Below are 11,322 nucleotides of genomic sequence, written 5' to 3'. Positions count from 1 at the left end.
TCGCCTCTATAGGTTTATCGTGATGAAGAATAATTTTCAAAGGCGAAGTGTAGCCTTTTTCCCGGGCTAATCCCAGCCAGCAACTCTCACTCGCAATAAAAGTAAAAAAGTGTCCGTAACGTGGCGCATTTAGCAATGTCTGGTTAGCATAAATTCATTACGCGGCATGATGCTGCATTGATGTATCACGACAAGAGGAAGAGCTTGTGGACAAAGCCAAACCATTTACCTGGCGTCTTATCGCCGCCAGCGTATGTCTGCTGACGGTAAGTCAGGCGGCGCGAGCGGATTCTCTGGATGAGCAGCGCAATCGCTATGCGCAAATCAAACAGGCCTGGGATAACCGACAGATGGATGTCGTTGAGCAGATGATGCCTGGCCTGAAGAATTACCCGCTGTATCCCTATCTTGAGTATCGCCAGATCACCGACGATCTGATGAACCAGCCTGCGGTCACCGTCACCCAGTTTGTGCGCGCCAACCCTACGCTTCCTCCTGCGCGTACGCTGCAATCGCGTTTCGTTAATGAGCTGGCGCGTCGCGAAGACTGGCGTGGACTGCTAGCGTTCAGCCCCGAGAAGCCGGGCACCACCGAAGCGCAATGTAATTACTACTACGCGAAATGGAATACCGGGCAGACGGAAGAGGCCTGGCAGGGGGCGAAAGCGCTTTGGCTGACCGGGAAAAGCCAGCCGAACGCCTGTGACAAACTGTTCAGCGTCTGGCGCGCTTCCGGCACCCAGGACCCGCTGGCCTGGCTGGAGCGCATCCGCCTGGCGATGAAAGCAGGCAATACGGGGCTGGTAACGGTGCTGGCCGGGCAGATGCCTGCGCAGTACCAGACCATTGCTTCGGCGATCATCGCGCTGGCGAACGATCCCAATAGCGTGATGACTTTTGCGCGTACGACCGGCGCGACCGATTTTACCCGTCAGATGGCGGCAGTGGCCTTTGCCAGCGTCGCGCGGCAGGACGCAGAGAATGCGCGTTTGATGATCCCGTCACTGGTGCAGGCCCAGCAGCTTAATGAGGAGCAAACTCAGGAACTGCGCGATATCGTCGCCTGGCGGCTGATGGGGAACGATGTGACCGATGCGCAGGCGAAGTGGCGCGATGATGCGATTATGCGCTCGCAATCCACCACGCTGGTGGAACGCCGCGTGCGGATGGCGCTGGGCACCGGCGATCGTCGTGGGCTGAATACCTGGCTTGCCCGACTGCCGATGGAAGCGAAGGAGAAGGATGAATGGCGCTACTGGCAGGCGGATTTGTTGCTTGAACGCGGGCGTGAGGCAGAGGCAAAAGAGATCCTCCATGCGCTGATGCAACAGCGTGGTTTCTACCCGATGGTCGCCGCACAAAAGCTGGGTGAAGCGTATGTGCTGAAGATCGACAAAGCGCCGACGACAGTGGACGCTTCGCTTACGCAGGGCGCGGAAATGGCGCGAGTACGCGAACTGATGTACTGGAACCTGGATAATACGGCGCGCAGCGAGTGGGCGAATCTGGTCTCCAGCAGGACGAAGTCGGAGCAGGCGCAGCTGGCGCGTTATGCTTTCAATAACCACTGGTGGGATCTGAGCGTACAGGCGACGATCGCAGGGAAACTGTGGGATCATCTGGAAGAGCGTTTCCCGCTGGCGTATAAGGATCTTTTCGCCCGTTACACCGGCGGCAAAGCGATCTCGCAAAGTTACGCTATGGCGATTGCGCGTCAGGAGAGCGCCTGGAATCCGAAAGTGAAATCCCCGGTAGGAGCCAGCGGTCTGATGCAAGTTATGCCGGGCACGGCGACGCATACGGTGAAAATGTTCTCGATACCGGGCTACAGCAACCCTAGCCAGCTGCTTGACCCGGAGACGAACATCAACATTGGCACCAGTTACCTGCAATACGTTTATCAACAGTTTGGTAATAACCGTATTTTCTCTTCAGCGGCTTACAATGCCGGGCCGGGGCGCGTTCGTACCTGGCTTGGCAACAGCGCAGGGCGCATCGACGCCGTCGCGTTTGTTGAAAGTATTCCGTTCTCAGAAACGCGGGGCTACGTGAAGAACGTGCTGGCTTATGATGCCTACTATCGCTACTTCATGGGCGATAAACCAACGTTGATGAATGACGCAGAATGGCAGCGCCGTTACTGATCGCATCGGTTATGTTATGCTATCGTACTCGTTAAAGAGTACAATCGGGGGAGGCAGATACGTTTCCCCCTGCAACGATGGCGACATTCTATGACTCAGCAATCACCCTATTCAGCAGCGATGGCAGAACAGCGTCACCAGGAGTGGTTACGCTTTGTTGAGCTGCTCAAGCACGCTTGTGCGGAAGACCTGCATCTTCCCTTACTCAATTTGATGCTGACGCCGGATGAGCGTGAGGCGCTGGGAACGCGCGTGCGTATCATTGAAGAGTTGTTACGCGGTGAAATGAGCCAGCGCGAGCTTAAAAATGAGCTGGGGGCGGGCATCGCCACCATTACGCGCGGTTCCAACAGCCTGAAGTCCGCACCGGTAGAGTTACGCCAGTGGCTGGAGCAGGTGTTGCTCAAGAGCGAAAGGTAATTTCGCCTGATGGCGCTACGCTTATCAGGCCTACAGGAATGGTGAACGTAGGCCGGATAAGGCGAAGCCGCCATCCGGCGTGGATCGCGAGCCCTACCGATACACCGCATTATGAAACGGACTGAGCGCCAGAATCACCGCCTGGTGATAAACGCTGGAGCGGGTCAGTTTTCCGGCGGTAAACACCCCGATAGCCCCCTCTTTACGGCCAATCTCATCAATACCGGTATACTGCGACATCACCGGGCCGAGCGCTTCGCCCTGACGAACTTTTTCAAGGATAACAGCAGGAAGCGGCAGCGTTGCCGAGCGCGCCTCGCCTCGCTGGGCGGCATTCTCTATCACCACCCAACTGAACGTACTGTCATCATCAATCCCCGCTTCGATAGCCACCCAAAAATCGGCCTGAGGACGCAGACAGCGCGCATTTTCTACCCGATTCCGTGCGCCAGCGCGCGTTTCCTGACTTCCAAAAGGTTGTTCCGGCACGCCGCTCTCGACGGAGACGGACTCAATATGGCAGGATCCTTCACCGAAAATCTCGTTAAATGCTTGCAGAATTGCCTGAATTTTAGCGGGATTGGTGGTTGCTGAGACAACATGGTGCATAATCAGAATTACTCAGAAATGAATGTCATCGCAGTATAACGGATAAAAAGCATGTTACAGGTATACCTTGTTCGCCACGGTGAAACGCAGTGGAACGCCGAGCGACGTATTCAAGGCCAGTCTGACAGTCCGCTGACCGCTAAAGGTGAGCAACAAGCTATGCAAGTGGGAGAACGCGCCAGAACGCTCGGCATCACCCATATCGTCAGTAGCGATCTCGGTCGCACCCGCCGCACGGCTGAAATCATCGCCCAGGCATGCGGTTGCGATATCACTTTCGACGCCCGTCTGCGTGAGCTGGACATGGGCGTGCTGGAAAAACGGCACATCGACACCCTCACCGAAGAAGAAGAGAACTGGCGTCGCCAGTTAGTGAACGGCACGGTTGACGGGCGCATTCCTGATGGCGAATCCATGCAAGAACTGAGCGATCGCGTCAATGCCGCTCTCGCGTCCTGTCTGGAACTGCCGCAGGGCAGCCGCCCGCTGCTGGTCAGTCACGGTATCGCGCTGGGTTGCCTGGTCAGCACTATTCTGGGATTACCGGCCTGGGCGGAGCGTCGGTTACGTCTGCGTAACTGCTCTATTTCCCGCGTCGATTATCAGGAAAGTTTGTGGCTGGCGCCTGGTTGGGTCGTTGAAACGGCAGGGGACGTCTCGCATCTTGATGCCCCTGCGTTAGATGAGCTACAGCGTTAACGGCGAACGGGGATCAGGAATTCGCAACGCAGGTTAATAGGGCGACCGCCTGTTTTGGCATCTTCTGCCGGGTAGTATCGCTCTATATCCTGCCCTTTACGGCGGGTCAGGTTCAGCATCGGCATACAGGTGCCGTATACCGTCAGGATAAACTCCTGTACCCCGGTTCCTAAACCTTCGTAGGTGAACATCACATATTCGCCGCCTTGTAGGGTAACAGGCTGCGCTGACGGCACATACCCGTTGGCATGTTCTTGCGGTAGCGCGGTGGTGTAGAACACCTCCTGTTCGTCATCTTTCTCCAGGCTGGGGCGCGTTTCGTTAAGGCCGTAGAGCAGCGGAGGAATCGTTGGCGCCTGGCTGAGAAAGTCTTGCCAGAACTGTACGCGCATTTCGTGTCGAAAATCGGAGATTTGCTCCAGCGAACAGGAATAGCTCTGGGTGGTGCCGAGCAGTTGCGTATCTTCCAGGGTGACAAACTGATGTTCAGGCATGGCGAACTCACCCAGACGCATCGGCGGACGAATGCCAAAGGCGCTCCATTCTGGAGAACGGCGATATAACGCCGGCGTCTGAGAGAACTGCTTTTTAAACGCGCGGGTAAAGGTTTGCTGAGAATCGAAGCGGTACTGCAACGCGATATCCAGAATCGGACGCGCCGTCAGGCGCAGGGCCACGGCGGATTTAGATAAGCGGCGAGCGCGGATGTAAGCGCCAATAGCATGGCCCGTCACGTCCTTAAACATTCTTTGCAGGTGCCACTTGGAATAACCTGCTTTTGCCGCCACATTGTCAAGCGACAGAGGCTGATCCAGATGGCCTTCCAGCCAGGTTAAGAGGTCGCGAATAATGCCAGCCTGATCCATAAAATATCCTCATCCTTTCCACAACGAGCACCTGACATCAGGTAAGTGGATAATAGCATTTTTTGCTGTTTTAGCATTCGGTGTTTTTTTTGCTCATCTGTGCTTTTTTGGGGCACACTAAAGCATGATTATTCTAATCCTGTGATCTGTAAACAGTTTATCCAGACGTGTCGAATAATTGCGCAGTGTAACTTTTATGAATGGTAACAATATGAAATACAAGAGCTTAATACTTTCCTCAATTCTGTTGATGCTGGGGCAGTTTGCGCATGCAGAACAGGTGGGTTCCGTCGATACCGTATTTAAAATGTTTGGGCCTGACCATAAAATCGTCGTCGAAGCGTTTGACGATCCCGACGTCAAAAATGTGACGTGCTATGTAAGTCGGGCGAAAACGGGGGGGATTAAAGGCGGCCTGGGACTGGCCGAAGATACCTCCGACGCGGCGATCTCCTGTCAGCAGGTAGGGCCGATTGAGCTGAGCGATAAAATTAAGAACGGGAAAGCGCAAGGGGATGTCGTTTTCCAGAAACGCACGTCGCTGGTGTTTAAAAAATTACAGGTCGTGCGTTTTTATGATGCCAAACGCAATACGCTGGCGTATCTGGCCTATTCTGACAAGGTCGTTGAAGGGTCGCCAAAAAATGCCATAAGCGCGGTGCCCGTTATGCCGTGGCGGTAACGTTCCTGACGCGTCATCTGGAAGTGATTCCCGTTATGGTCGGATAAGTCATTGACAGACAATAAAAAACGGCGCGTTTTGCGCCGTTTTTGCTGCCGGTGGTAACCGATTAGTCCTGTAGATCACCGCAGAAACGGTAACCTTCACCGTGAATGGTCGCGATGATTTCCGGGGTATCCGGCGTGGATTCGAAATGCTTACGAATACGACGGATAGTCACGTCAACAGTACGGTCATGCGGCTTCAGCTCGCGACCGGTCATTTTCTTCAGCAGTTCTGCACGAGACTGGATCTTGCCCGGGTTCTCGCAGAAGTGAAGCATGGCGCGGAATTCGCTGCGTGGCAGTTTGTACTGCTCACCATCTGGGCCGATCAAAGAACGGCTGTTGATGTCGAGTTCCCAACCGTTGAACTTGTAGCTTTCGACGCTACGGCGCTCTTCACTGACCGTACCCAGATTCATAGTACGGGACAGCAGGTTGCGCGCACGGATAGTCAGTTCGCGTGGGTTAAACGGTTTGGTGATGTAATCGTCTGCGCCGATTTCGAGGCCGAGGATTTTATCGACTTCGTTATCGCGGCCAGTCAGGAACATCAACGCAACGTTAGCCTGTTCGCGCAGTTCACGCGCTAACAGAAGACCGTTTTTCCCTGGCAGGTTGATATCCATGATCACCAGGTTGATGTCATATTCAGAGAGGATCTGATGCATTTCCGCGCCATCTGTCGCTTCGAATACATCATAGCCTTCCGCTTCGAAAATACTTTTCAACGTGTTGCGTGTTACCAACTCGTCTTCAACGATAAGAATGTGCGGGGTCTGCATGTTTGCTACCTAAATTGCCAACTAAATCGAAACAGGAAGTACAAAAGTCCCTGACCTGCCTGATGCATGTCGCAAATTAACATGATCGGCGTAACATGACTAAAGTACGTAATTGCGTTCTTGATGCACTTTCCATCAACGTCAACAACATCATTAGCTTGGTCGTGGGTACTTTCCCTTTGGACCCGACAGTGTCAAAAACGGCTGTCATCCTAACCATTTTAACAGCAACATAACAGGCTAAGACGTACCGGACACCCAATAAAACTACGCTTCGTTGACATATATCAAGTTCAATTGTAGCACGTTAACAGTTTGATGAAATCATCGTATCCAAATGCTAGCGTTCATCACAAATTTGCAATAATCCAACTAGTTGCGCATGCCAACTAATAAATGTAATGAATCCAATAGGTGTGATTCATTCTAAATTAAATTATCCTAAATAAACAGAAGGATATGTAGTATTTCTTAACATAAAACGCAATAGTAAAGATAAGAAATAGTTTAGTGCCTTTTACTGAATGTGAAATGGTTTTTCAACGATTTTCGTTAAAAAATTGTAAATTCGTGCTGCGTAATATGTTGACATTGGTCACATTATTGCCAGCGGCTGGTCAAAAAGAGAATCGAAATGCGTGTAACAATTATTCTGGTCGCACCGGCCAGAGCGGAAAATATTGGCGCGGCGGCACGGGCAATGAAGACGATGGGTTTTGGCGATATGCGTATTGTCGACAGCCAGGCGCACCTGGAGCCGGCGACCCGTTGGGTCGCACATGGTTCCGCTGATGTTATTGATAATATTAGTGTTTATCCAACGCTGGCGGAAGCGCTGCACGATGTTGATTTCACTGTCGCCACCACGGCCCGCAGTCGCGCGAAGTTCCACTACTACGCAACGCCCGCAGAACTGCTGCCGCTGTTACAGGAAAAATCGCAGTGGATGAACCATGCGGCGCTGGTTTTTGGCCGGGAAGATTCGGGCCTGACGAATGAAGAACTGGCGCTGGCGGACGTTTTAACCGGCGTACCAATGGTTGCTGATTATCCTTCACTCAATTTAGGGCAGGCGGTAATGGTGTATTGCTATCAATTAGCAGGCTTAATGCAACAACCGGCGAAACAAACAGAGGCGACTGACGCGCCTCAATTGCAGGCGTTACGCACACGCGTTTCGCAGTTACTGGCGACGCTGGATGTTGCTGATGACATCAAACTGGCGGACTGGCTGCAACAACGACTGGGGCTGTCAGGGCAGCGCGACACGGCCATGCTGCACCGTTTATTGCATGATATTGAGAAAAATATAACAAAATAAAATCTTGTTGAATTGCTTGATGTGAGATTTTAAATCTGGTTTCAAGAGGTTGCTTCATTCCGTATTGGTTGAAAATAAATGCGCAAGCAGCAGCTCGTGAACATGTTGCGGAATGTGATCAAATTAAAAATTTATTGACTTAGGTCACGAGATACTTTAACCCTTTAAAGATACAAGACAGACAGATAATAATTACAGAGTACACAACATCCATGAATCGCATCAGCACCACCATTACCACAACCATCACCATTACCACAGGTAACGGTGCGGGCTGACGCGTACAGGAAACACAGAAAAAAGCCCGCACCTGAACAGTGCGGGCTTTTTTTTCGACCAAAGGTAACGAGGTAACAACCATGCGAGTGTTGAAGTTCGGCGGTACATCAGTGGCAAATGCAGAGCGCTTTCTGCGTGTTGCCGATATTCTGGAAAGCAATGCCAGGCAGGGGCAGGTAGCGACTGTTCTCTCTGCCCCCGCCAAAATTACTAACCATCTGGTGGCGATGATTGAAAAGACCATCAGCGGTCAGGATGCTTTACCGAATATCAGCGATGCCGAACGTATTTTTTCCGAACTTCTTACGGGTCTTGCAGCCGCTCAGCCGGGGTTCCCGCTGGCGCAGTTGAAAGTTTTCGTTGAGCAAGAATTTGCGCAAATCAAACATATCCTGCACGGAATCAGCCTGCTGGGCCAGTGCCCGGATAGCATCAATGCTGCGCTGATCTGCCGTGGCGAGAAGATGTCGATCGCGATCATGGCTGGCCTGCTGGAAGCGCGCGGTCATGGCGTGACGGTTATCGATCCGGTCGAAAAATTGTTGGCGGTCGGGCATTACCTCGAATCGACCGTTGATATCGCCGAATCTACGCGCCGTATCGCGGCGGGCCGCATTCCGGCTGACCACATGGTGCTGATGGCAGGTTTCACCGCCGGTAACGAAAAAGGCGAGCTGGTCGTGCTGGGCCGCAACGGTTCTGATTACTCCGCTGCGGTGTTGGCTGCCTGCTTACGCGCCGACTGTTGTGAGATCTGGACTGACGTCGACGGCGTGTATACCTGCGATCCGCGCCAGGTGCCGGACGCCAGGTTGCTGAAGTCGATGTCCTATCAGGAGGCGATGGAGCTTTCTTACTTCGGCGCCAAAGTCCTTCATCCTCGCACCATCACCCCCATTGCCCAGTTCCAAATCCCATGCCTGATTAAAAACACCGGAAACCCGCAAGCCCCTGGTACGCTGATCGGCGCCAGCGTCGATGAAGACGAACTGCCGGTGAAAGGGATCTCGAACCTGAACAATATGGCGATGTTCAGCGTTTCCGGCCCAGGAATGAAAGGGATGATCGGGATGGCGGCGCGCGTCTTCGCGGCAATGTCCCGCGCGGGGATCTCCGTGGTGCTGATCACGCAATCCTCTTCTGAATACAGCATCAGTTTCTGCGTACCGCAGGGCGACTGCGCGCGGGCCCAGCGTGCAATGCAGGATGAGTTCTACCTGGAACTGAAAGAAGGGTTGCTGGAGCCGCTGGCGGTGACTGAACGTCTGGCGATCATCTCGGTGGTTGGCGACGGTATGCGCACGCTGCGCGGCATCTCGGCGAAGTTCTTTGCGGCGCTGGCGCGCGCGAATATCAATATTGTCGCGATTGCGCAGGGCTCGTCCGAACGATCGATTTCGGTGGTCGTGAATAACGATGACGTCACAACGGGCGTACGTGTTACCCACCAGATGCTGTTCAATACCGATCAGGTGATTGAAGTGTTCGTTATCGGCGTTGGCGGCGTTGGCGGCGCGTTACTTGAGCAGCTTAAACGCCAGCAGTCCTGGCTGAAAAACAAGCATATCGACCTGCGCGTCTGCGGCGTGGCGAATTCGAAAGCGCTGTTGACCAATGTGCATGGCCTGAACCTGGATAACTGGCAGGCGGAACTGGCGGAAGCGAAAGAACCGTTTAATTTAGGGCGCTTAATTCGCCTGGTGAAAGAGTATCACCTGCTTAACCCGGTCATTGTTGACTGTACCTCCAGCCAGGCGGTGGCGGATCAATACGCCGACTTCCTGCGTGAAGGCTTCCATGTGGTAACGCCGAACAAAAAAGCCAACACGTCGTCGATGGATTACTACCATCAACTGCGTTTTGCCGCGGCGAAATCCCGACGTAAGTTCCTGTACGACACCAACGTAGGCGCGGGCTTGCCGGTTATCGAGAACCTGCAAAACCTGCTGAACGCGGGTGACGAACTGCAACACTTCTCCGGCATCCTGTCTGGATCGCTCTCTTTCATTTTCGGCAAGCTGGATGAAGGCATGAGCCTTTCGGCCGCGACCACGATGGCGCGCGAGTTGGGCTATACCGAACCCGATCCGCGTGACGATCTTTCCGGGATGGACGTGGCGCGCAAATTGCTGATCCTCGCCCGTGAAACGGGACGTGAGCTGGAACTGTCCGATATCGTGATTGAGCCGGTGCTACCGGAAGGTTTCGACGATTCCGGCGATGTCGCCACGTTTATGACCAATCTGCCGCAGCTTGACGACGCGTTTGCCGCTCGTGTGGCGAAAGCCCGTGATGAAGGCAAAGTATTGCGCTATGTTGGCAACATTGAAGACGACGGCGTGTGTCGCGTGAAGATCGCCGAGGTTGACGGCAACGATCCGCTGTTTAAAGTGAAAAACGGGGAGAACGCGCTGGCGTTTTACAGTCACTATTATCAACCGCTGCCGCTGGTTCTGCGCGGTTACGGTGCGGGGAACGATGTGACGGCGGCGGGTGTTTTTGCCGATCTGCTGCGTACCCTTTCATGGAAGTTAGGAGTCTAAAATGGTGAAAGTCTATGCTCCGGCTTCCAGTGCCAATATGAGCGTCGGATTTGATGTGCTTGGGGCGGCCGTCACGCCGGTTGATGGCTCACTGCTGGGCGATGTGGTCTCGGTGGATGCGGCAGAAAGCTTCACGCTGAATAATTTAGGGCGTTTTGCCGACAAGCTGCCGTCAGCGCCGCGTGAAAATATCGTTTATCAGTGCTGGGAGCGTTTTTGCCAGGAGTTAGGTAAACAGATTCCGGTGGCGATGACGCTGGAAAAGAACATGCCGATTGGTTCCGGGTTAGGGTCCAGCGCCTGTTCCGTGGTCGCCGCGCTGGTGGCGATGAATGAGTTCTGTGGCAAACCGCTGAACGACACGCGTCTGCTGGCGATCATGGGGGAACTGGAAGGGCGTATCTCTGGCAGCATTCATTACGATAACGTCGCGCCGTGCTTTCTCGGCGGCATGCAGTTGATGATCGAAGAAAACGGCATTATCAGCCAGCAGGTGCCAGGATTTGATGAGTGGCTGTGGGTACTGGCCTATCCGGGGATTAACGTTTCGACGGCTGAAGCGCGGGCGATTTTACCCGCGCAGTATCGCCGTCAGGACTGTATTGCCCACGGGCGGCATCTGGCCGGGTTTATTCATGCCTGCTATTCCCGTCAGCCGCAGCTTGCTGCGAAGCTGATGAAGGATGTGATTGCCGAACCGTACCGCGCTCGTCTGCTGCCGGGCTTCAGCCAGGCGCGTCAGGCGGTGGTGGAAATTGGCGCGCTGGCCAGCGGTATTTCCGGGTCCGGGCCGACGCTTTTTGCGCTCTGTGATAAGCCGGATACGGCGCAGCGCGTAGCAGACTGGCTGGGTAAAAATTACCTGCAAAATCAGGAAGGCTTTGTTCATATTTGTCAGCTGGATACGGCGGGCGCACGAGTACTGGGATAAAC

At 53.8% G+C, this 11,322-nt stretch carries 12 protein-coding genes and 1 other annotated feature; of the genes, 9 read left to right on the top strand and 3 right to left on the bottom strand.

Going from position 1 to position 11,322, the window contains the following annotated elements; translation table 11 throughout:
- The first annotated feature begins 206 nt into the window (after positions 1-206).
- Both sltY and trpR read left to right on the top strand, forming a co-directional pair.
- Complete coding sequence (gene sltY, locus OGY62_RS18995) at positions 207-2,144, top strand: murein transglycosylase (RefSeq protein ID WP_286460402.1); 1,938 nt, start codon at positions 207-209, stop codon at positions 2,142-2,144.
- 90 nt (positions 2,145-2,234) lie between these two features.
- On the top strand, positions 2,235-2,564 hold the full coding sequence (gene trpR / locus OGY62_RS18990) for a trp operon repressor (RefSeq protein ID WP_024130726.1): 330 nt from the start codon (positions 2,235-2,237) through the stop codon (positions 2,562-2,564).
- A 93-nt stretch (positions 2,565-2,657) separates the two neighbouring features.
- On the opposite strand, the gene yjjX is transcribed toward trpR, so the two are convergent.
- Positions 2,658-3,173 carry an inosine/xanthosine triphosphatase gene (gene yjjX, locus OGY62_RS18985; RefSeq protein ID WP_012134176.1) on the bottom strand — a complete coding sequence of 172 codons (516 nt, stop codon included), beginning with the start codon at positions 3,171-3,173 and terminating at the stop codon, positions 2,658-2,660.
- A 51-nt stretch (positions 3,174-3,224) separates the two neighbouring features.
- Between yjjX and gpmB the strand changes: the two genes are divergently transcribed.
- Positions 3,225-3,872 (top strand): 2,3-diphosphoglycerate-dependent phosphoglycerate mutase GpmB, encoded by a 648-nt coding sequence (gpmB, locus tag OGY62_RS18980; RefSeq protein WP_012134175.1) that lies wholly within the window; start codon positions 3,225-3,227, stop codon positions 3,870-3,872.
- Here gpmB and robA read toward each other — a convergent pair.
- Positions 3,869-4,738, bottom strand: a complete 870-nt coding sequence (robA, locus tag OGY62_RS18975) for an MDR efflux pump AcrAB transcriptional activator RobA (protein WP_012134174.1) — start codon at positions 4,736-4,738, stop codon at positions 3,869-3,871. The two genes, gpmB and robA, sit on opposite strands and share 4 nt — an antisense overlap.
- Positions 4,739-4,949: 211 nt before the next feature.
- Between robA and creA the strand changes: the two genes are divergently transcribed.
- Positions 4,950-5,420, top strand: a complete 471-nt coding sequence (gene creA / locus OGY62_RS18970; RefSeq protein WP_024130725.1) for a protein CreA — start codon at positions 4,950-4,952, stop codon at positions 5,418-5,420.
- Between the two features lie 109 nt (positions 5,421-5,529).
- Here creA and arcA read toward each other — a convergent pair whose 3' ends face one another.
- Positions 5,530-6,246 carry a two-component system response regulator ArcA gene (arcA, locus tag OGY62_RS18965; protein ID WP_001194359.1) on the bottom strand — a complete coding sequence of 239 codons (717 nt, stop codon included), beginning with the start codon at positions 6,244-6,246 and terminating at the stop codon, positions 5,530-5,532.
- Positions 6,247-6,341: 95 nt separating this feature from the next.
- On the opposite strand from arcA, the gene yjjY reads away from it, so the two are divergent.
- From yjjY to thrB, 5 genes are all read left to right on the top strand, one after another.
- Positions 6,342-6,482, top strand: coding sequence for a YjjY family protein (gene yjjY, locus OGY62_RS18960; protein ID WP_001541509.1), 141 nt, complete (start codon positions 6,342-6,344; stop codon positions 6,480-6,482).
- Between the two features lie 398 nt (positions 6,483-6,880).
- Complete coding sequence (locus OGY62_RS18955) at positions 6,881-7,567, top strand: tRNA/rRNA methyltransferase (RefSeq protein WP_115182018.1); 687 nt, start codon at positions 6,881-6,883, stop codon at positions 7,565-7,567.
- A gap of 212 nt (positions 7,568-7,779) precedes the next feature.
- Complete coding sequence (gene thrL, locus OGY62_RS18950; protein WP_060815970.1) at positions 7,780-7,845, top strand: thr operon leader peptide; 66 nt, start codon at positions 7,780-7,782, stop codon at positions 7,843-7,845.
- Positions 7,781-7,901: a sequence feature (Thr leader region), on the top strand. It overlaps the preceding gene by 65 nt.
- A gap of 25 nt (positions 7,902-7,926) precedes the next feature.
- Complete coding sequence (thrA, locus tag OGY62_RS18945) at positions 7,927-10,389, top strand: bifunctional aspartate kinase/homoserine dehydrogenase I (protein ID WP_049010533.1); 2,463 nt, start codon at positions 7,927-7,929, stop codon at positions 10,387-10,389.
- Position 10,390: 1 nt separating this feature from the next.
- Positions 10,391-11,320 (top strand): homoserine kinase, encoded by a 930-nt coding sequence (gene thrB / locus OGY62_RS18940; protein WP_049010531.1) that lies wholly within the window; start codon positions 10,391-10,393, stop codon positions 11,318-11,320.
- The last annotated feature ends 2 nt before the right edge of the window (positions 11,321-11,322 follow it).

This window comes from Citrobacter sp. CK198 (genome assembly GCF_030333295.1).
Taxonomy (GTDB): Bacteria; Pseudomonadota; Gammaproteobacteria; order Enterobacterales; family Enterobacteriaceae; genus Citrobacter_B; species Citrobacter_B koseri.
The sequence above is the reverse complement of the archived record's forward strand: the minus strand, read 5'-3'. Positions and strand labels throughout refer to the sequence as shown.

Bases quoted from the DNA above. Each gene is read 5' to 3' on its own strand.
- trpR (WP_024130726.1), top strand. From the start codon at position 2,235: ATGACTCAGCAATCACCCTATTCAGCAGCGATGGCAGAACAGCGTCAC.
- yjjX (WP_012134176.1), bottom strand. From the start codon at position 3,173: ATGCACCATGTTGTCTCAGCAACCACCAATCCCGCTAAAATTCAGGCA.
- gpmB (WP_012134175.1), top strand. From the start codon at position 3,225: ATGTTACAGGTATACCTTGTTCGCCACGGTGAAACGCAGTGGAACGCC.
- robA (WP_012134174.1), bottom strand. From the start codon at position 4,738: ATGGATCAGGCTGGCATTATTCGCGACCTCTTAACCTGGCTGGAAGGC.
- creA (WP_024130725.1), top strand. From the start codon at position 4,950: ATGAAATACAAGAGCTTAATACTTTCCTCAATTCTGTTGATGCTGGGG.
- arcA (WP_001194359.1), bottom strand. From the start codon at position 6,246: ATGCAGACCCCGCACATTCTTATCGTTGAAGACGAGTTGGTAACACGC.
- yjjY (WP_001541509.1), top strand. From the start codon at position 6,342: ATGACTAAAGTACGTAATTGCGTTCTTGATGCACTTTCCATCAACGTC.
- OGY62_RS18955 (WP_115182018.1), top strand. From the start codon at position 6,881: ATGCGTGTAACAATTATTCTGGTCGCACCGGCCAGAGCGGAAAATATT.
- thrA (WP_049010533.1), top strand. From the start codon at position 7,927: ATGCGAGTGTTGAAGTTCGGCGGTACATCAGTGGCAAATGCAGAGCGC.
- thrB (WP_049010531.1), top strand. From the start codon at position 10,391: ATGGTGAAAGTCTATGCTCCGGCTTCCAGTGCCAATATGAGCGTCGGA.